The 19,044-nt window shown below is 61.1% G+C and carries 16 protein-coding genes; 6 read left to right on the top strand and 10 right to left on the bottom strand.

Going from position 1 to position 19,044, the window contains the following annotated elements:
- Window positions 1-36: 36 nt before the first annotated feature.
- The 3 genes from BFQ04_RS08055 to BFQ04_RS08065 form a co-directional block, all read right to left on the bottom strand.
- Window positions 37-873 carry an IS3 family transposase gene (locus tag BFQ04_RS08055; protein WP_065949523.1) on the bottom strand — a complete coding sequence of 279 codons (837 nt, stop codon included), beginning with the start codon at window positions 871-873 and terminating at the stop codon, window positions 37-39.
- On the bottom strand, window positions 870-1,172 hold the full coding sequence (locus BFQ04_RS30360; RefSeq protein WP_065949522.1) for a transposase: 303 nt from the start codon (window positions 1,170-1,172) through the stop codon (window positions 870-872). Before BFQ04_RS30360 ends, BFQ04_RS08055 begins: the two co-directional genes overlap by 4 nt.
- A 178-nt stretch (window positions 1,173-1,350) precedes the next feature.
- Window positions 1,351-2,214 carry a universal stress protein gene (locus BFQ04_RS08065; protein ID WP_065950358.1) on the bottom strand — a complete coding sequence of 288 codons (864 nt, stop codon included), beginning with the start codon at window positions 2,212-2,214 and terminating at the stop codon, window positions 1,351-1,353.
- Window positions 2,215-2,360: 146 nt separating this feature from the next.
- Between BFQ04_RS08065 and BFQ04_RS08070 the strand changes: the two genes are divergently transcribed.
- Window positions 2,361-2,963: a tRNA-(ms[2]io[6]A)-hydroxylase gene (locus tag BFQ04_RS08070; RefSeq protein WP_065950359.1), complete on the top strand. Its 603-nt coding sequence runs from the start codon at window positions 2,361-2,363 to the stop codon at window positions 2,961-2,963.
- On the opposite strand, the gene BFQ04_RS08075 is transcribed toward BFQ04_RS08070, so the two are convergent.
- Entirely contained in the window at window positions 2,919-4,118 is a 1,200-nt protein-coding gene (locus tag BFQ04_RS08075) for an MFS transporter (RefSeq protein WP_065950360.1), read from the bottom strand. The genes BFQ04_RS08070 and BFQ04_RS08075 overlap by 45 nt on opposite strands.
- A gap of 157 nt (window positions 4,119-4,275) precedes the next feature.
- Between BFQ04_RS08075 and BFQ04_RS08080 the strand changes: the two genes are divergently transcribed.
- Window positions 4,276-4,983 carry a winged helix-turn-helix domain-containing protein gene (locus BFQ04_RS08080; protein ID WP_065950361.1) on the top strand — a complete coding sequence of 236 codons (708 nt, stop codon included), beginning with the start codon at window positions 4,276-4,278 and terminating at the stop codon, window positions 4,981-4,983.
- Window positions 4,984-6,270, top strand: coding sequence for an ATP-binding protein (locus tag BFQ04_RS08085; RefSeq protein WP_065950362.1), 1,287 nt, complete (start codon window positions 4,984-4,986; stop codon window positions 6,268-6,270).
- A 31-nt stretch (window positions 6,271-6,301) separates the two neighbouring features.
- On the opposite strand, the gene BFQ04_RS08090 is transcribed toward BFQ04_RS08085, so the two are convergent.
- Both BFQ04_RS08090 and ampC read right to left on the bottom strand, forming a co-directional pair.
- Window positions 6,302-10,204, bottom strand: a complete 3,903-nt coding sequence (locus BFQ04_RS08090; RefSeq protein WP_065950363.1) for a hypothetical protein — start codon at window positions 10,202-10,204, stop codon at window positions 6,302-6,304.
- Between the two features lie 309 nt (window positions 10,205-10,513).
- Entirely contained in the window at window positions 10,514-11,671 is a 1,158-nt protein-coding gene (gene ampC, locus BFQ04_RS08095) for a class C beta-lactamase (protein ID WP_065950364.1), read from the bottom strand.
- 124 nt (window positions 11,672-11,795) lie between these two features.
- Here ampC and BFQ04_RS08100 point away from each other — a divergent pair, with 124 nt between their 5' ends.
- The gene (locus tag BFQ04_RS08100) at window positions 11,796-12,668 is read left to right on the top strand and encodes a LysR family transcriptional regulator (protein WP_065950365.1); all 873 of its coding nucleotides are present in this window, start codon (window positions 11,796-11,798) and stop codon (window positions 12,666-12,668) included.
- A 39-nt stretch (window positions 12,669-12,707) separates the two neighbouring features.
- Here the strand turns inward: BFQ04_RS08100 and yghX are convergent, their stop codons facing one another.
- On the bottom strand, window positions 12,708-13,595 hold the full coding sequence (gene yghX, locus BFQ04_RS08105) for a YghX family hydrolase (protein ID WP_065950366.1): 888 nt from the start codon (window positions 13,593-13,595) through the stop codon (window positions 12,708-12,710).
- 69 nt (window positions 13,596-13,664) lie between these two features.
- Complete coding sequence (locus BFQ04_RS08110; RefSeq protein ID WP_065950367.1) at window positions 13,665-14,555, bottom strand: DMT family transporter; 891 nt, start codon at window positions 14,553-14,555, stop codon at window positions 13,665-13,667.
- Between the two features lie 88 nt (window positions 14,556-14,643).
- On the opposite strand from BFQ04_RS08110, the gene BFQ04_RS08115 reads away from it, so the two are divergent.
- Entirely contained in the window at window positions 14,644-15,969 is a 1,326-nt protein-coding gene (locus BFQ04_RS08115) for an aminotransferase-like domain-containing protein (protein WP_065950368.1), read from the top strand.
- Window positions 15,970-15,998: 29 nt separating this feature from the next.
- Here BFQ04_RS08115 and BFQ04_RS08120 read toward each other — a convergent pair whose 3' ends face one another.
- On the bottom strand, window positions 15,999-16,430 hold the full coding sequence (locus BFQ04_RS08120; protein WP_065950369.1) for a nuclear transport factor 2 family protein: 432 nt from the start codon (window positions 16,428-16,430) through the stop codon (window positions 15,999-16,001).
- A gap of 156 nt (window positions 16,431-16,586) precedes the next feature.
- On the opposite strand from BFQ04_RS08120, the gene BFQ04_RS08125 reads away from it, so the two are divergent.
- Window positions 16,587-16,793 carry a DUF6434 domain-containing protein gene (locus tag BFQ04_RS08125; protein WP_065950370.1) on the top strand — a complete coding sequence of 69 codons (207 nt, stop codon included), beginning with the start codon at window positions 16,587-16,589 and terminating at the stop codon, window positions 16,791-16,793.
- Between the two features lie 329 nt (window positions 16,794-17,122).
- On the opposite strand, the gene BFQ04_RS08130 is transcribed toward BFQ04_RS08125, so the two are convergent.
- The gene (locus BFQ04_RS08130) at window positions 17,123-18,829 is read right to left on the bottom strand and encodes an amidase (protein ID WP_175413262.1); all 1,707 of its coding nucleotides are present in this window, start codon (window positions 18,827-18,829) and stop codon (window positions 17,123-17,125) included.
- Window positions 18,830-19,044: the final 215 nt, after the last annotated feature.

Raw genomic sequence — 19,044 nt, forward strand, 5'->3', positions numbered from 1 at the left:
TGAACTGGTCAAGTAATCTTGGACACTGATTAAGGTTCACGCCGCCAACCTTTCCTTCACGACCGGCGACCGGTAGTCGTTGTAGCTATGAGGCCTGCTGATGTTGTAGCGCGAGACATAGCGCTGCACGTCTGCTCGGGCCTCATGTTCCAGTTTGTAGCCCGTTTCAGGCACCCACTCTGATTTCAAGCTGCCAAAGAAACGCTCCATCGGGGCGTTGTCCCAGCATTCGCCTTTACGGCTCATACTCTGCCTAAACCCCTGTTTCAGCAGCTCGTTTCGGAATTTATGACTGGTGTACTGACAACCTTGGTCAGAATGAAACAACACATCCTGGGGATGGCCGCGTAGCTCAACCGCCATGCGTAGCGCTTCGCAGGTCAGGTTGGCATCAGAAATCATCGAGAACGACCAGCCCACGATCCTGCGAGCGTACAAATCCAGAACGGCGGCGAAGTACATCCACCGCTTGCCGACCTTGATATATGTCACGTCGCCACACCACACCTGATTAACCGCCGTCACATCAAATTTTCGCTTGAGCACGTGCGGCGCCACCAAGGCCTCCACGCCCGGCGACCTGTACTTATGGCGCCTGCGCTGACGGCTGGCGATGCCAGCTTCGCGCATCAAACTGCGAGCCATATAACGCCCGATACGATGCCCTTTGGCTTGTAGCTCCTTGGACAACGTACGTGCACCGGCCGACTCTCTGGACGCCTTGTGGTGCCTGACCAGCGCGGCTTTGAGCTTATCCCTCTCAGGATTTGCTCTGCCTTGGCGCTGGCGCCAGGCGTAGAAGCTACTGCGGTTGACCCCAAACGCCTGGCAACACCTTTTAACGCCGTACTGCTCGTCCAGCTCATCGATCAACGTGAATGATCTTTGGCGTCCAAAAGCAGGAGAGCACTGGCCTTTTTTAGAATTTCGATATCCAGGTCTTTCTCTCTGAGCAGAGCTTTGAGCCTCTGGATTTCTCGTTGATCAGCAGTAATCGCCTTGGCCCCTACCGGGGTCGAGCCCAAGCGTTCTTTTTGCACTTGATCGACCCAGCGGCGCAGGGCTGTGGGGCCGATATCCAGGGTGGCACACACCTCGGTAACCGGCTGACCTTCATCCAACACCATGCTGGCAGCCTTGAGCTTGAACTCACTCGAATAAGATTTACGCATAACCAAACACCTCAGATTTGGGCGCTATCATAGCGCCCGATTGAAGTGTCCAAAATCATTAGGCCAGTTCAGCTTGCCCCCGATGGCGGTTTATCAGCATCACCTAGAGTGACTGACACACTGCAATCGGGGGCAAGCCCCCTCCCACATTGCGTCCTCTGTGCCTGAAGGGTCGATGTCAGGACTTGATGGCGAGTTCTTCCAGGTGGTCCATCAGTGCCTGCGGCTTGAGCACCAGCACGTCGCTTTCCACCGCATCGAGCACCACCTCCGCCGTATTGCCGATCAACGCCCCGGACATCCCGGTACGCGCCACGGTGCCGATGATGGTCACGGCCGCTTGCCATTTATGCGCCGCGAAGGGAATCAGCACATCCGCCGGCCCTTCCTCGATATGCAGGTGTGCATCATCCACGTCGAATTCGACCTGGAAGGCTTTGCATTGCTCGCGATAACGCGCCTCGATGGTTTCCCTGAGTTGGAAGGTCGGGTCCGCCGCCGACAGCATCGGCGATGGATGCGCGCTGATGACGTGCAACTGCGCCTTGGCCAGGGTGGCGATATCGAAACCGTGGTCGATGATGGCGTTATGCAGCGAGCGGTGTTCGCCGTCGGTATTGCCCACGTCGATGGCTGCCAGAATCACTCGTTCGGCCCATGGCGTAGCGGTCTTGACCAGCAGCACGGGCGTTGGGCAGTAGCGCAGCAGTTTCCAGTCCGCCGGGGTCAGCAGGGCTTTTTTCAACGGGCTGTCGGGAAAGTGCTGCTTGATCACCAGCCCGCAGCCTTCGGCCTGCTGTACCTCGATGATGGTTTCATGCAGGCTGTCGTTCCACGCTTGTTCGGTGGTGACGCTGTAGCCGTCGTTCTTTAAACCTTCCTTGAGCACGCTCAACAGCGCCGAATGCTCATGTTTCTTGTCGCATACCAGCAAGTGCAGGTGTGCGTCAGTTACCCCGGCGATCAGCTTGGCGCGCTTGAGGGCCAGGCTTTCGGAATGCTCGGGCTCGATGACCACCAGGATGCTGCGGATGGCTTGCATGGTCGGATCTCCAGGAAGGGGGCTCAAACAACTATAGTTGCTGCTGGCCTGGCGTCATCTTGATGTACATCAAGGCCCATGGCTGGCGGTCTGCGGCGGGGTCGGTATAATCGGCGCCCTTTTGTGATCCTTTGCCCGTGAGCCCGATGATCCTGCCCGAAATCCACGAATTCCTCGGCTGCCGCACCCCTGATGCCTGGGTGCAGGCCGCGTTGGCCGATCAGGACACCCTGCTGATTGATCACAAGAACTGTGAATTCAAAGCCGCCAGCACGGCCCTGAGCCTGATCGCCAAATACCATGGCCACGTCGACCTGATCAATATGATGTCGCGCCTGGCCCGTGAAGAGCTGGTGCATCACGAACAGGTCATGCGCCTGATCAAGAAACGCAAGGTCGAGCTGCGTCAGTTGTCCGCCGGCCGTTACGCTTCGGGTCTGCGCAAGGTGGTGCGCAACCATGAACCGGTCAAACTGGTGGACACACTTGTGGTGGGAGCCTTCATCGAAGCGCGCAGTTGCGAGCGTTTCGAAGCGCTGGTGCCACATTTAGACGAAGAACTCGGCAAGTTCTACTTCGGTTTGCTCAAAAGCGAAGCACGGCACTTCCAGGGTTACCTGAAATTGGCGTACCAGTACGGTGACGCCAAGGACATCGCCCAGGTGATCGAGCGGGTGAGGGCGGCCGAGCAGGCGCTGATCGAGTCACCCGACATCGAGTTCCGCTTTCACAGTGGCGTGCCAGCCTGAGGCCACGGCCACGCCGATCAAGGCGCTGATTGCGCTCAGCAGCAGGATCACCGTTTGCGTGCCGACGGGCGCGGCCAGAACGGCAATCATCAGGCCTGCCAAGGGCTGGGCCAGATTGTTGAGCAAGGTGATCACGCCCACGGTCTTGCCGAAATCCTGCACCGGAATGACCCGTTGACGCAGGCTGCGCATGTACACGTTGAACATCTTGTCGAAACCGGTCACCAGCAGAAAGCCCACGGCGTATGCCCACAGGCCGGGGCTGATGGCGGTGATCAGCGCGCCGACGGCAATCATCGAATACGACAGCCCGCCGAGCAGCTTCAGCGCCAGGGTCGAACGCGCCAGGTAAAACAGAATCACGAGGGTGACCACTGCGCCGGCGGCTTGCAGCAGGGCGTAGGCGTCTTTGTCGGCCGCGTATTGCCCGGTGACCATCGCCGCCGATGTAGCCAGCGTGACCCCGACAATCAGGTTCACACCGACCGCCAGGGTAATGATGCGTTTCAACTCCGTCCGGTTGCGGATGTGGCCGAAGGCGGTCCGCAAGGGTTGCAGCCAGATACCTGCGCGTTGTTCGTGCAGCGGCAGGTCCACCGTGGTGTGGCGCTGCCAGACCAGCATCGCCAGGTCCGCCAGCACAAACAGCGCAGCGATTCCCAGCACCACCCAAGGCCACTGCCAGACTTGCAGCATCAGCGCCGCCACCAAAGGCCCGAGTACCAGGCCGCTCTGGTCGGCGATCTGAGAATAGGACAAGGTCTTGGCGTAGGTGTAATGCTGGAAGATATGCGGCATCACCACTTCCCGCGCCATGATGCCCTGGGTGGTCAATATCCCGCATACCGCGGAGAGGATCACCAGCCACTGGATACCGTCGAACAGCCCGTACAGCGCTACCGCCATTGCGCAGGCCAAGGCCCGATACACCTGGCTGATGTGCAGGATGCGCACGGGGGAAAACCGGTCGCACAAGGCCCCGCATATGGGAAATGCCAGGTAGCGCGGCAGTGATTCGACAAAGAATGCCAGGCCTGCCCACGACACACTCTGGGTCGTCTGGAACACCACCAGCGGCACGATGAACAGCAGGATCTGGTCCGCCAGCCGCGACAGGAACAGCGAAACGAAGAACGCCAGGTAATCCCTGCGCATATGAGTCCCTGTGAATGGCGTAAAAGATTGCAGGCTATTTGTTAAAAACTCTTAAAAGCATGAAGCTTCCTGGCACGGTACACGGACGCTGCTCTCCTCGACCAGCTTGCCACCTATAATGCCGGCCTTTCAATCTGCATTCGCACACAGAGAACTTATGGAAAACCTGGGTCTGGGCAAGGTCCTGCTCGTTGAGGACGACGAGAAGCTGGCAGGGCTGATCGCGCATTTTCTGTCGCAGCATGGTTTCGACGTGCGCGTGGTGCACCGGGGCGATCAGGCCTTGACCGCGTTTCTGGCATTCAAGCCGAAAATGGTCGTGCTGGACCTGATGCTGCCGGGCCAGAGCGGGTTGCATGTGTGCCGCGAGATTCGCAATGTGTCGGACACGCCCATCGTGATCCTGACGGCCAAGGAAGATGATCTGGACCACATCCTCGGCCTTGAGTCCGGCGCTGACGATTACGTGATCAAGCCGATCAAGCCGCCGGTGCTGCTCGCCCGTTTGCGCGCGTTGCAACGGCGCCAGGCGCCCGAGCCCGTGGTGCGTGGCGCCCTGGCGTTTGGCCGGTTGTCGATCGATCGCAGTTGTCGGGTGGTCAGGCTGGGCGATGAACAGATCGACCTCACCACCATGGAGTTCGAGTTGCTGTGGCTGCTGGCGAGCAACGCCGGAACCATCCTTTCGCGCGACGACATTCTCAACCGAATGCGCGGTATTGCCTTCGATGGCCTGAACCGCAGCGTCGACGTGTATATCAGCAAGCTGCGCGGCAAGCTCAATGACAACCCGCGTGAGCCGGTGTGCATCAAGACCATCTGGGGCAAGGGCTACCTGTTCAATCCGTTCGCGTGGGAGGTTTAGGTGCTGCGCCTGTATCTGCGCCTCTATGTGATCCTCGCGCTCGGCCTGGCCGGGTCGATCTGGCTGGTCAACTACGGCCTGGACGCGTACATGCCCGAGTCCAACGAGACCTATAACCGAGAGGCCTTGCGCGGTCCGGCGTGGGCCCTGGTGGAGCAACTGCGGCCGGTACAGGGCGCGGCGCGCCAGGCGCGCCTGGATGAACTGCAACCGCATTATGGCCTGCGCCTGAAACTGGTGCAGCGCGGCGCCCAGCACCTGAGCGAGCGCGAACACAAGCTCCTGGCCAATGATCAGGTGGTGGTGCGCGAGGACTTCATGAAGTTTCTCGCGCCTATCGACGACGGCGCGCAATTGCTTGAGATCCAACTGCCGGAAGAGCCCAAGTGGCTGTACCTGTGGGCCTATGGCTTCCTCGGCGTAAGCCTGGCCATCGTCCTGTATTTCTGGGTGCGCCCGCACTGGCGCGACCTGGAGCACATCCGCCTGGCGGCGCAGCGCTTCGGCGACAACGACCTCGGTTCGCGCATCCTGCTGCCGCGCCGCTCCACCGTGCGCGCACTGGCCGGGCACTTCAACCAGATGGCCGAGCGCATCGAAAGCCTGATCGCCAACCAGCGCGAACTGACCAACGCGGTGTCCCACGAACTGCGCACGCCGATTGCACGCTTGTCCTTTGAACTGGATCAGCTCAAGCAGCAGTCCGATCCGCGCCAGAGCCGCCAGTTGATCGCCGATATGTACGGCGACCTTGGCGAGCTGGAAGACATGGTCTCCGAACTGCTGACCTACGCCAGCCTGGAGCGCGGCGCGACCCAGGTTACCCGCGAAACTATCGAGGCCCATAGCTGGCTGGACAGCGTGATCGGCAGCGTAGCGCTGGAGGCCGAGGCCGCAGGCGTGCACTTGTCGCTGCGCGCCTGTGAAGTCGATTTTATCCAGATCGAACCGCGCTTCATGGCAAGGGCGGTGATCAACCTGCTGCGCAACGCGATCCGTTATGCCGATCACCGCGTGGAAGTGTCGCTGGTGACGTTCGGCAGCGGCTATGAAGTGCGGGTCAATGACGACGGCCCGGGCGTGCCGTTGGAGGGGCGCACCAAGATCTTCGAACCCTTCCTGCGCCTGGATACCAGCCGCGACCGTCGCACGGGCGGCTTTGGCTTGGGCCTGGCGCTGGTCAAACGGGTCAGCCAATGGCATGGCGGGCAGGTGCAAGTGCTGGATTCGGAGTGGGGCGGGGCGTCGTTCAGGATGACGTGGGCGTATGCCGAACAGGAGAAATAGACATGCCAGCCTCTAAAGGACTGGCATTGGCTTAGCGTTTGAACTGGCGTGGCTGGTAAGTGATGACCGTGTCCCGCCAGACTTCCGGAGCATCCATAGGGGCTATGTTGACGCGAATTGTGCTCCCATGAGCTTTTTCTATATGGGGAGTGACCTGACCCTTGCCGAACATGGCGTCCATCAGCTTGTCGGCTTCTCTATTCACCGCGTGCGGGCCCAGGTGCGGCGAGTTTCGCGTCACTATCTCTTGGGCCTTTTTATGAAAGTTCGCCATGGGCGTCGAGCCGTGACTCATGAACACCGGTCCCTCAAAGGCTTTGACCGGCCGTTTTATTTCTTTTTGAAATAGACGTGCGAAGGGCCTGTGGCGTCCATTTGCCGAGTAGCAAATCAAAAGACGTACACTTTTGTACTTGGCCGGATCGACCCCTTTGCTCCGCAGCAATTTGACCAACCCAGGGGCGTCATAAGGAACATTATCCACATAAGCACGTGTACCCGTACCGAATCCCTGGTCCATCGCACTGGGCTTACGGCCGTGTGCGACGATGTTGAGTCGCGTCTTGCCTTTATCGGAGAACGTGTGCATTTCATGGCCCAGCATTTTCAAATCCTCCATCGGGCCCCCCATCTGAATCACGTTATCGCGCCCCAATGCGGTATCCAGCGCACGCTCCCTGCCCGTAAGGCTACTGCGACTGGTGCCGGGGAGTGCATTATCAACGTGCGCATGGGGCGTGAAGTTCTCCAGCGGTTTTCCATAGGTGCGGTTTTTCACCGGGTCGAATGCGTGAATTTTCCCGGTTTTTTTGTCCAGCTTCGCCTGCACTGAGAAAGTCGCACCGTTTTTCCTGTAAGTACCCTCTGCGACATCGGGGCGGGTGGCGAATTTCGAGAGATCGTTGCGCCCCGTACGCCCGCGCAATAGCCGGTCGACGTCAGTCGCTGGTGTCGATGACGTCAATGCCCGCGTGCGATTGAAGAAGCGGTTGCCAAAGGTCTGAGGTGTACGCTTTGTGGCGGCCCCCAGGATTTTAACCCCCTTGAGCCCACCTCCCAGGCCGGCGGTGGTGGCATACATCACCCCATCAAATATAAGCCCGGATGTCACGGCCAGCCAGTCTCCCTTGACCACGTTCCTGACCAGGTTCACGCCAGGTATCGATCCCAGCAACAGCTCCTTGCTATGTTCGAAGTCTTGATCTTCTTCACTGAAACGCGTGGTGTGACCGGTTGCGCTCACCCACTCGTCGAGCGGGCGATTGCCAAAGGTGTGCCGGGCCAGAAGCTCACCGAGAAACTGGCTGCGGGCGCTGGTATACGAGGCCGGGACAGCCCCTTCGCCAGGTGGGGTGGCGTCGAGACTGCCGGGCACGCCCGCCGGCACGTCAAAGGGCACGATGGCGGTGTTGGAGAATTTGTCGCCGCCGATAATGCCGGCTGGCTGGCGGGCCCAGTCGCCTTGCAGGCCGGGCTTGAAGTCGCTCAGTGGTTTCAACGTGTTCTGTTGCGGGCAGAATTCATAGGCCTTGACGCTGTCGCCATGGGTGGCCCTGACGATCAATGAGCGCTTGTCGCTCGCCTGTTTCGGGAATGGCTGGTCGTGATTGATATCGCCCGCCCGGGTGTAGCTGGTATGTTTGATGACGGTGCCCTCGATAAAGAGGTCGAGTTTGCCGAACTCAAGGTGCTGACGGTCCTCTATCGGCAGTTGCGCGATCAGGTGTTTGGTCAGGTTGACCAGGCCGCTGGCCCGGCTTTGCTGAAAGTTGGCCACCGCGTCGCGATGCCGGGACTTGATGTCAGGCAGATCGCCCAGCAGTTTGATCGCGGCGTCCGGCACCTTTGAGGGGTCGAGTGAATACCAGGTGTTATCGTCCTTGAGGTTAGGTGCATGCTCGGAGAGGTACATGTCCAACAACGAATAAGGGCCGGTATTGACGTGCAAAAGCCCGTCGTTGAGTGCGTTATTGGTTCTTGACTGGGGGTTTGTAATGACCGCTGCTTCAAGCGGGACATTTTTTATGTGCTGTCCCAGTACCTCCAGTGCCATCGACTTTTGCAGGGGCACAGGTGCGTTCACCTCCTGCTTGATCTTCTTCAGCCCGGTCATGACTTCAGTGAACGTCGTGTGCGCAGCGTTCAGCTGTTCGGCCGAATACTCACCCGTCGCCGAGGGTTTGAGTACGCCATAGGCCAAGGCCCAGTCAATGACTGCAGCCTGCTTGACCTCATTGAGCAAGGTTTGGTCGGCGTCGCTGATCGGGTTGACGTCGCCGTACTTGACCACTTCGGCAAAGCTCATCAATGAACTGCTTCCCGGGTGCTTCGCTTCGATGTAGGCCACCGTGGCTTTCAGGCTGAACCAGGCCGGTGAGCCATAGGTCACGTCTTTGGGGATGTCCTTGACCTGAAGCTCCGGCGCCGCGCTCGCCAGCAGCAGATGCGCGGCCACGGGCGCCATCTCTTGCGAGGCGCGCCGGGTCTGCACCAGATGCTCGACCAGCGCATGTTTGATGGTGTCGAGCGGTTTTCCGTGAAAGGCTTTGTCGGCCAGGTCGAAGCCTGCGGTTTGATTGGCTTTTTTAGGCGTGCGCAGCCAGGTTGGCGCGTCCAGCCCCAATAGCATGGCGGCCAGTACCCAGTCGCAGCTGTCGGGGTTTTCGGCGGCGCCCATTTTTTTCTGCAGCGAGGCTTCCAATTCCCTGGCCTTTGGCGATGCAAGTATCTCCCGCAGCACATGGGCAGGGTTGCGCAGCTCGGTGCTTGTCCAGTGTCGATTTTTGGTCAGGTAATTGAAAGCATCTGTTTTTTTTCCCGCGCTGAGACCTGGCAATTGCAGGTTGTTGTACGCAATGTGGGAATAAAGCTCCTGTTGCTCGGACGCGCTGACGGGCGCTTCCCACCCCAAGGCTCCGGTGTAATTGCCATGGGGGGGCGTCGCGGGTTCCGTTTGTTTGAGAAGGCCTATCAGGTTGAGGATTTCTGCTCTTGTCTCGGGAATCTTACCGAACTTGTCATGGATGAATTGCTCCAGCGTCACGTTGTCTTCGGGCATGAGTTGCTCATCCTGGAAGTACCAGGACGAAGGATCTATTTCAAGGTGAGTGCCTTTGAGCAGGTCTTTGATCCTGGCTTTTTCAGCCCCTTCGATCGCTTCGGCTGTAGGCAGTGTGGTGATGGAGTAGGGGCGGGTTTCGTCTGGCTCGGTGTCGGCGTCGATCAGGTCCAGAACATTGCTCAACTGTTGGAACAATCGGTTGTCATTACGTATGTCGCCCAGGGTTTTCTGTTGGTGCTCAAGCCGATCCCCGGTGCGCGTGTCGAGCTGCGCCGTCGAAAGTGAGCTATCACCGGCGGGAAACGAATCTGCCTGTTTGAGCTGAGTGGCTCGTTGCGCGGCGGTTTGCACGGTGGAGGGCAGCACCTCGCCATAAAAGCTGGCGATCTCTCTGATTGAGGCGGGGCGTTCGGCGTGCATGCTGGACGATGCTCGACCGGCCGCAGGCACCTCAAGTGAATGACCGTTGGGTGACAAGGTACTGGCGGCCTGCATGATGAGTGGCCACGTGTGCGGCAGCGTCTTGCCCTGGCCGGCCGCGAATAACACCAAGGGCGCCTTCTCGCGGGGTGAGGCTGCCTTGAGCGAGGCGACGATATGCGCCTGTGAGGTGCCATTGGCAGGGGCGATACGGATGGGTTTGGATTGATCGATATGCTGGGCGTCGGCCCACTGTCCAAAGTCGTGGCTCGCCAGCAGGGCGTCGAGTTGCTGGCGCCATTGCCCGAACGTCGAGTCTGGAGACACGGGCAAGTGCGGCGTGTCATAGGCATTGGTATCTGTGCTGGTCGCAGCCTCCACCAGCGCATCGGCATAAGCGGCCGAGAGCGCCATGTCAGCTTTGTAATCCGGGTTTTTCTTGATCAGTTTCACCCACGCAGGCACATCGGCGCTGGGGACTGGTGCAGGGGCGGGTACCGTCACAGCGGTTACCGGCGGGGACTGGGGGGGCGCTTGTACGGCGGGGCTGGGAATCAGAGCGGGAGAAACTGCCGGCATAAATGAACTCCAGGAAGACGACGATCGCTTCTGCACGCTTCGTACGTGCAGCAGCGAGATTCGTTGCAGGAGTCGAGCGCGACGTTCCAGGCTCAGTTATTTCAGCTTGCTTCCCCGGCGACGCCGGCTCGTGCGGGCTGGTTAGACATCAGCGATGTCGAGGCCTTGCTCAGCCACTCGGTTTCAGTGGTCCATGGCACGCAGGATTGAATGGGCCACTTTCACGCGTTCTGCATTCGGGTAATTTTTATTGGCCAGGATCACTACGCCTATTTTCCTGCTCGGTACGTATGCCACATAGGCGCCGAAACCACGGGTCGAACCGGTTTTGTTGAACAGCACATTGGCCGGTTGTACCTGCGGCGTCGGCAACCAGGTGACTGGGTGCGGCTCCATGGCCATCGGCGTGGAGTTTGCGTCGATCAGGGTTTGCAGCTTGACCGGGTACGCGTAGTACTCCCAGCCCAGTGCCTGGGTGGTGGCGCCGACTTGGTAGTAGCCGGTCTGGACGTTCGCGATGGCCTGTTGCACCGGTTTTTCCAGGCCAGCCGGGTTGAGGTTCGCTTCAACGTAGTGGAGCAGGTCCGCGGCACTGGTCTTTATACCGTAGGCTTCGCTGTCCAGGGCGCCCGGACTGACCCGCACCGGTTTGCCTTCAGAGCTGTAGCCCTGTGCGTACAGGCCGCGCTGCTCGGCGGGCACATGGAGGAAGGTGTGGTTGAGTCCGAGCTTGGGCAGCAGTGTGTCCTGCATCAGCGTGTCGAACGGTTGCCCGAGACTTTGTGCGGCCAGGTAGCCGAACAGCCCGAGGCTTGGGTTGGAATACAAACGCCGGGCACCTGGCGCGAAGTCGGGTTTCCACTGCTGGTAGTAACCGATCATGCGCTGCGCAGTGTCCGCCTCGGCGGGAAATTGCAGCGGCAAGCCGCCGGCGGTGTAAGTGCCCAGGTTGAGTACGCTGATGCGATCGAATGGGGTTCCACGCAATGCTGCCAGGTAGTGGCTGGCAGGGTCTGCCAGCTTGAGCTTGCCCTGCGCCACGGCGTACCCGGCCAGCGTGGCGGTAAACGTCTTGCTGACCGAACCCACCTCGAACAGGGTGTTTTCGGTCACGGCGCGTTGGGCATCCTTGTCGGCCATGCCGTAACTAAAGTATTGCGCCTTGCCATCTTGCACCACGGCGACCACCAGGCCGGGGATGGACTGCTGCTGCATCAAGGGCTTGACCCCGGCATCCACCACGGCACGCAAGTCGGTGGCGGCGAGGCAGTCGCCAGTGGCGATAAATAACGCAAGGGCGGTGAATTTACGCACTGCGGACAGGTTGTGTTGGGGCATCATAGCGCTTCCATGAATGTGATCGAATCAATGAGCAGCCTGCGCAGGCGGGGCAAATCTATACAGTTTGTCGACATTGGACAAAGGATCATATCTCGCGTCAGCCATTAGAAAATTTGGGGTCACCATGTTGCGTTCTCATTTGCCTCTCAACGCGTTAAGAGCGTTCGAGGCATCCGCCCGGCACTTGAGCTTTACCCGGGCAGCTATTGAGTTATGCGTTACTCAGGCGGCGGTCAGCCACCAGGTCAAAAGCCTGGAAGCGCAACTCAATGTCACACTGTTCAAACGCTTGCCGCGCGGGCTGATGCTCACGCGCGAAGGCGAAACCCTGTTGCCGGTGCTGCGTGAATCGTTCGATCGCATTGCCCATACGCTAGGCCAGTTCGAGGCCGGGCATTACCGTGAGGTGCTGGCGGTCGGCGCCGTCGGTACCTTCGCGGTGGGCTGGCTGTTGCCGCGCCTGCCGGAGTTCCAGAGTCGCTACCCGTTTATCGACCTGCGCCTGTCCACGCACAACAACCGTGTCGATGTCGCCGCTGAAGGCCTGGACTACGCGATCCGTTTCGGCGCCGGCGCCTGGCACGGTACCGAGGCCTGCCAACTGCTGGAAGCACCGCTGAGCGTACTCTGCGTGCCGCACCTTGCCGAACAGCTGCACACGCCGGCCGACCTGTTGAAACATACGTTGCTGCGCTCTTACCGCGCCGATGAATGGAGTCTGTGGTTCCGGGCCGCCGGCCTGCCGTCAGACACGCTGGTGCCGCGCAGCATCGTGTTCGATTCGTCGTTGGCGATGATGGACGCGGCGCTGCAGGGCATCGGCGTGGCATTGGCGCCGGCACGGATGTTTTCGCGGCAGTTGGAGAACGACAGGATTCGCCAGCCCTTCGAGGTGCAGATCAGCACCGGCAGTTACTGGCTGACGCGCTTGCAGTCACGGTCCGAAACGCCGGCAATGCTGGCGTTCAAAGGCTGGTTGCAGACGAGTGCTGGCTGATGCGGAAGGGGCAGTTGCCCTTCCACAGTTTGATTGTGTCTAAGCGAGGTACTTGCGAAACCATCCCAGGGTGCGTTCCCAGGCCAGGTTCGCCGCCGCATCGTCATAACGTGGCGTCGAATCATTATGGAAACCGTGATTGGCGCCCTTGTAGATATACGCCTCGTACGTCGTGCCCGCGGCCTTCAGCGCCTGCTCGTAGGCCGGCCAACCCTCATTGATGCGCGCATCCAACTCACCGTAGTGCAGCATGATCGGCGCCTTGATGCGCGGCACGTCCCCGGCCTCAGGCTGGCGTCCGTAGAACGACACGGCTGCGCCAAGCTCGGGGTAGGCCACCGCCGCAGCGTTGGTTACGCCGCCGCCATAACAGAAACCGGTGATGCCGACTTTGCCGGTGCTGCTGTCGTGGTGCATCAGCCACTCGATGGCGGCGAAGAAGTCGTTCATCAGCTTGGTCGGGTCGACGGTCTGCTGCAGGGCCACGCCTTTTTCATCGTTGCCGGGGTAGCCGCCCACCGAGGTCAGGCCGTCCGGCGCCAGGGCGATAAAGCCGGCCTTGGCCAGGCGCCGCGCGACGTCTTCGATATAGGGGTTCAGACCACGGTTTTCATGCACCACTACCACTGCAGGTAACTTGCCGACGGCCTTGGCCGGCCGCACCAGGTAGCCGCGTACCGTGCCGTTGCCCTGGGGTGATGGGTAAGTGATGTAGTCGGCGACGATATCCGGATCGGTGAATTTCACCTGTTCGGCCAGCGCATAGTCGGGGCTCAGGGCTGCGAGCAGGGCCGAGGCGGTCAGGCCGCCCAAGGTAAACAGTGCGGCGCGGTCGAGAAATTCGCGGCGGTTAAGCGTGCCGTGGGCGTAGCCGTCGTAGAGTTCCAGCAGTTCGGGCGCAAAGTCTTTGGCGGTGAGACGCGTCATCGGTGCAGTCCTCGATTGGCAATAGGGCGGGGGACGACACTTCTGTTTAGCAGGCCTTGGGCCGTCGCGCTAGCGTGCGAACCTTTTGGCCCCGGCCACGCAACCGATTACCGCCACCGTGACCAGCAGCATCCCCAGGCTCACCTGCTCACGCAGCAGGCCCGCCGCCAGGGCCAGGCCAAAGAACGGTTGCAGCAGCTGCAACTGGCCGACTGCGGCGATGCCACCCTGGGCCAGGCCGCGATACCAGAACACGAAGCCGACCAACATGCTGAACACTGCTACGTAACCCAGGCTCAGCCAGGCCGGCAGGCTGATGCCTGCGAACGAGGCGGGCGCCAGCAGCAGGCTCAACGGCGCGACGATGGGCAGCGCCACCACCAGGGCCCAGCAAATCACCTGCCAGCCGCCGAGACTACGTGACAGCGTGGCGCCTTCGGCATAGCCCAGGCCGCAGACCAGCACCGCCAACAGCATCAGCACATCCCCGGCGGGCGCGGCGCTCAGGCCCTGGGCGAAGGCGTAACCCATCACCAGCGCACTGCCCAGCACCGAAAACAACCAGAACACCCGCCTTGGCCGCTCACCGCCGCGCAGTACGGCGAAAATCGCCGTTGCCAGTGGCAGCAGGCCGATAAACACAATGGAGTGCGCCGAGGTGACGTATTGCAGCGCGAGCGCGGTCAGCAGTGGGAACCCGATCACCACCCCGAGTGCGACGATGGCCAAGGGCGCCCATTGTTGGCGAGTGGGGCGTTTTTCCTTGAACAGCCGCAGCAGGCACAACCCCAGGATGGCCGCGAGCGTCGCGCGGATCATGGTCAGGAACACCGGGTCGAACGCCATCACCGCCAGGCGCGTGGCCGGCAACGATCCGCTGAAAATCAGCACGCCGATAAAACCGTTGATCCAGCCCTGGGTGCGGGTGTCCAGAGTGCCGAGAAACGAGCTGCGTGCCATGGGGCGGTCCACAAAAGGGAAGTTGCGTAGGCGCCATCCTAGGGCTGAAGATTGGGGCAATCAAAAAATTGTCATGGATACATCCACTATGCCGCGCGCTCGTTACAAATCGCTGGTCGATACGTTCGCCGAAGGCATTCGCTCGGGCGACATGCCGCCCGGCACACGCCTGCCTACGCACCGCCAGCTCGCCGCCGACCATGGGCTGGCGCTGGCTACGGCGAGCCGGGTGTACAGCGAGTTGGAGGCGATGGGGCTGGTCAGTGGTGAGACCGGGCGCGGCACCTTCGTGCGCGAGATAGCGTTGCCGCCGGGGCAGGGCAGCGGGCAGATGCCTGTGGCGGCGGGCATGCTCGACCTGAATTTCAACTACCCGTCCTTGCCCGGCCAGACAGAACTGTTACGTAACGCACTGCGCCAGCTGGCGTTGTCGGGCGACCTCGAAGCGCTGTTGCGTTATCAACCCCATGCCGGCCGCCTGCATGAGCGTGCGGTGGTCGCGCGGCACCTGTTGCATCGCGGGCTGGCGGTGCAGGCCGAACAGGTGTTGCTGGTCAGCGGCGCCCAGCACGGCTTGGCAGTCACGATGATGGCGCTGCTCAAACCCGGCGACGTGATTGCCGTGGACGCGTTGACCTATTCGGGCTTGAAAGTGCTGGCCGAAACCTTGCACCTGGAAATCGTCGCAATCCCCGCCAGCGCCATCGGCCCGGACCTGGATCACCTGCAGGCCCTGTGCCGCAAGCGCCCGGTACGCGCGGTCTACAGCATGCCGACCGTGCATAACCCGCTGGGCTGGGTGATGAGCCTGGCGCAACGCGAGCACTTGGTGGCGATTGCCCGACAGCATCAGCTGATGATCATCGAGGACGCCGCCTACGCGTTTCTCGCCGAACACGCACCGCCGCCGCTGGCGACGCTGGCGCCTGAGCGCACGGTGTACGTCGGCGGGTTTTCCAAGAGTGTCGCCACTGGCTTGCGCGTGGGTTTTGTCGCGACGCCCCTGGCTTGGGTCAAGCGTTTGGAGCGCACCCTGATGGCAACCACCTGGAATGTACCGGGGGTGATGAGTGCGATCGCCGTGGCCTGGATCGAAGATGGCACCGTTGCGCGGCTGGAGGCGCAAAAACGCGAAGATGCCCAGGCGCGGCAACGTTTGGCGGCGCAAGTGCTGGCGGGGCTGAGCTATATCAGTCACCCCTCATCGTATTTCTTGTGGCTACCGCTGACCGAAGACGCCCGCGCTGATCAGGTGGCCATGAGCTTGCAGCGCGAGGGTATTTGCGTCTCCACCGCCGAACCGTTTGCCGTCTGCGCACAGGTGCCCCATGCCCTGCGCCTGGCCTTGGGGTCGGTGTCGATGACGGCGTTACACCAGGCGTTGATCACGGTGCGCAAGGTGGTGCAATGGTGAGCCGCGGCTGAACGGCTCACCGGCGAGGATCAGTATTTATAAGCCTGGCGACCGATCAGCAGCCATTTGCCTTGCTGCTTCTGCCAGACCTGGAAGTTGTCGATATCGGTCGGCACCTCCACGCCACTGTTCACCGCCAGGGCGTGAAAGTGGTTGCGCACCAGCGCGGTGTCGCCGTTCAGGGTGATGGTCTGGTTTTGCATTTCCAGGGTCTTGAACGCGCTGGTATGGCTTTCCAGATCTGCGATGAACTGTGCCTTGTTCTGCACCTTACCGCTGGAGTGGCCGTAGGTGAGGGTGTCCGAGGTCAGCGCTTGCAGTTGCTTGAGATCCAGGTGCAACATGGCCTGGGTCAGTTGATCGACCGCCTGGGCCACATCCTTCTCGGCGGGAGCCGGCGCGGCTGTGACGTAGCCGCAGAACAGGCACAGGAAAGCGATCAGCACTTTGAAGTTGGGCATGGGTGTTTCCTTGTTTTTGTGGGTGTAAATACGACGAGGTACGTCGTCGTACAACCATGCATTAAGTGCGAGGGAGAAGGAAAGTGAAATTTTGCAGTGATCTGATCGCCTTTGCGGTCATGTGGGTGACCAGCATCCCCACTCGCGAGGCATAAAATGGATTTTGACTGGCACAGTGGCGTTATCACCCGTGCTACACCCGTAACCCCAAGCTACAGGAATACCCAGAACGTGCGCCGCTTCATGCTTGAGCACTGCGGCCCGGCGTTCAAGTTCAACCGTCCATTCATGGCCTGGATACGCAATGGCGTGCCCAAGACGCTGGGCGATGTGGTGGACGAGTGGCAGCGTCGCGCTGCTTGAGGTGAATACAGCACCCGTGTGGGAGGGGGCCTGCCCTGGTACCACTCGATTAACGTACAGCGCCCACTGCAGGAGCGAGCTTGCTCGCGAAAAACGTCAACAATAACGCGTGCTTCCTGAATGAACGCGGTGCCTGTGAATTTTTCGCGAGCAAGCTCGCTCCTACACAACGCTGCAGCGCCCACCCGTAACCACGATGCGAAGCGAGTCGCTGTTGATCTCAGGCGCCCCGTCAAACCACGCTGGCCGCAGAGAGGGCACACCGCCATCGGGGGCAAGCCCCCTCCCACATTTGGACCTCGGAGCATCAGCTGGATACACGTTGCCTGTTAGGCTTGCAGCGGCGGTGTGCGCGGCGGGATTACGCGTTTGTTGCCAGTGGCTTCAAACGCCGCGGCAAAGCGCAGCAGCGCCGAATCGTTATAGGCCCGCCCGGCAAACGTCAGCCCGACCGGCATGCCGATGTCCGCCATCACGCCCATCGGTACAGTGACGGTGGGCACGCCGAGGTGGCGGATGGCAAGGTTACCGTTGGCCACCCATACGCCATTGCTCCAGGCAATATCGGCAGAGGCTTCGTTGACATCCGCATCGGCGGGGCCGACATCAGCCACCGTCGGGAACAGCACTGCGTCGAGGCCCAGGGTCTCCATCCAGTCTTCCAGGTCCAGGCGACGGGTTTGCTCAAGACCGCGCAAGCCATCGGGTAAGGTGCCGATCTCGTTCCACGGCGTGATGCCGCGCTGGGCCATGCGCACGTATTCGTCCATGCCGGCGGCCAGGTCGTCTTCGCGGTTGGGCAGGGTGCCGGGGTCGTGGGGGAAAATTTTCGCGCCATCGACATCCGCCAGGCGGTTCAGGGCCGGGTCGCCGTTGGCGCGCAGGAAATCATCAAAAGCCCAGGCCGAGAGTTCCCATAACTCATCGTGCAGAAATTGCCTGGACACCAGGCCACGGGTGAACACCGTGGGCGCGCCGGGGCGGTCGCCTTCGCAATTGGACACCAAGGGGAAATCCACCTCGATGACTTCGGCGCCGGCGGCTTCCAGGGCCTGGCGCGCGGCCTGCCACAGCTCGATCACCGAGGCGCGGGTGTGGATCTTTTGGCCGGTCGGCCCACCGATTCCCGGTTTTTCGCTGGTGCCGGCCTCGGGGTCGGCGTTGATGTACATGCGCGGCACGCCGAAGCGTTTGCCGGCGAGGGCCGTGCTGCCCTCTGCGAGTTCGGCATAAGACGCCGGGCGTACCGAGCTGACGCTGGGGATCGGCACCCAGGGCTGCAGGCGCCACAGGTCGCCGCGGGTGTCGGGGTCGTCGGCGACCACCACGTCGAGCACTTCCAACAAGTCGGCCATGGTGCGCGCATAGGGCACCACCACGTCCATGGTCGGGGTCAGCGGCCAGTTGCCGCGCACCGAAATCACCCCACGCGAAGGCGTGTACGCACACAAGCCGTTATTGGAGGCCGGGCCGCGACCGCTCGACCAGGTTTCTTCGGCCAGGCCAAACGCGGCGAAGCTTGCCGCTGTCGCCGTGCCGGCGCCGTTGGACGACCCCGAGGCGAACGGTGCGGTCAGGTAAGCGGCGTTGTACGGGCTTTCGGCACGGCCATATACACCCCGTTGCATGCCGCCGTTGGCCATGGGCGGCATATTGGTCTTGCCCAGGCAGATGGCACCGCCGGCGCGCAAGCGCTCAATGGTGAAGGCATCGCGCTGGGCGATCAGCCTGGCGAATGCCGGGCTGCCGGACGCGGCGGTGAGGCCCTTGACCAGGTAACTGTCCTTGGCGGTATAGGGAATGCCATCCAGCGGCCCCAGGGTCTGGCCTTGTGCCCGGCGTGCATCGGACGCTTGGGCTTCCTTCAAGGCTTCGCGATTGCGCACCACCACGGCGTTCAGCGCAGTAGCGGTCTGCGGGCCGTCATAGGCCTCGATCCGCGCCAGGTAGGCGCGGACCAGTTCAACGGCAGTGGTGTGGCCGGATTCAAGCGCAGCGCGCAATTGGGCAATGGAGACTTCGGTAACTTGCATCACGTTTTTTCGCCGCCTTCAAATGGGGGTATGGCGGCAGTCTACGTACAGATATTTGCCAGTGCCAGCTTACCGCTAAGGTAAGCGGCCTGATCATCCACATTGCGCTCCAAAGAGGAGAAACATACCAATGTGGGAGGGGGCTTGCCCCCGATGGCGGTGTTTCAGTCAAGTAGATGTCGACTGACACATCGCTATCGGGGGCAAGCCCCCTCCCA

It is taken from the genome of Pseudomonas sp. 37 R 15 (assembly GCF_900004865.1).
Lineage (GTDB): Bacteria > Pseudomonadota > Gammaproteobacteria > Pseudomonadales > Pseudomonadaceae > Aquipseudomonas > Aquipseudomonas fluorescens_AM.

What these genes read in the sequence shown, in the direction of transcription:
- BFQ04_RS30360 (WP_065949522.1), bottom strand. Translation starts at nt 1,172, where the DNA reads ATGCGTAAATCTTATTCGAGTGAGTTCAAGCTCAAGGCTGCCAGCATG.
- BFQ04_RS08065 (WP_065950358.1), bottom strand. Translation starts at nt 2,214, where the DNA reads ATGCAAGCCATCCGCAGCATCCTGGTGGTCATCGAGCCCGAGCATTCC.
- BFQ04_RS08070 (WP_065950359.1), top strand. Translation starts at nt 2,361, where the DNA reads ATGATCCTGCCCGAAATCCACGAATTCCTCGGCTGCCGCACCCCTGAT.
- BFQ04_RS08075 (WP_065950360.1), bottom strand. Translation starts at nt 4,118, where the DNA reads ATGCGCAGGGATTACCTGGCGTTCTTCGTTTCGCTGTTCCTGTCGCGG.
- BFQ04_RS08080 (WP_065950361.1), top strand. Translation starts at nt 4,276, where the DNA reads ATGGAAAACCTGGGTCTGGGCAAGGTCCTGCTCGTTGAGGACGACGAG.
- ampC (WP_065950364.1), bottom strand. Translation starts at nt 11,671, where the DNA reads ATGATGCCCCAACACAACCTGTCCGCAGTGCGTAAATTCACCGCCCTT.
- BFQ04_RS08100 (WP_065950365.1), top strand. Translation starts at nt 11,796, where the DNA reads ATGTTGCGTTCTCATTTGCCTCTCAACGCGTTAAGAGCGTTCGAGGCA.
- yghX (WP_065950366.1), bottom strand. Translation starts at nt 13,595, where the DNA reads ATGACGCGTCTCACCGCCAAAGACTTTGCGCCCGAACTGCTGGAACTC.
- BFQ04_RS08110 (WP_065950367.1), bottom strand. Translation starts at nt 14,555, where the DNA reads ATGGCACGCAGCTCGTTTCTCGGCACTCTGGACACCCGCACCCAGGGC.
- BFQ04_RS08115 (WP_065950368.1), top strand. Translation starts at nt 14,644, where the DNA reads ATGCCGCGCGCTCGTTACAAATCGCTGGTCGATACGTTCGCCGAAGGC.
- BFQ04_RS08120 (WP_065950369.1), bottom strand. Translation starts at nt 16,430, where the DNA reads ATGCCCAACTTCAAAGTGCTGATCGCTTTCCTGTGCCTGTTCTGCGGC.
- BFQ04_RS08125 (WP_065950370.1), top strand. Translation starts at nt 16,587, where the DNA reads ATGGATTTTGACTGGCACAGTGGCGTTATCACCCGTGCTACACCCGTA.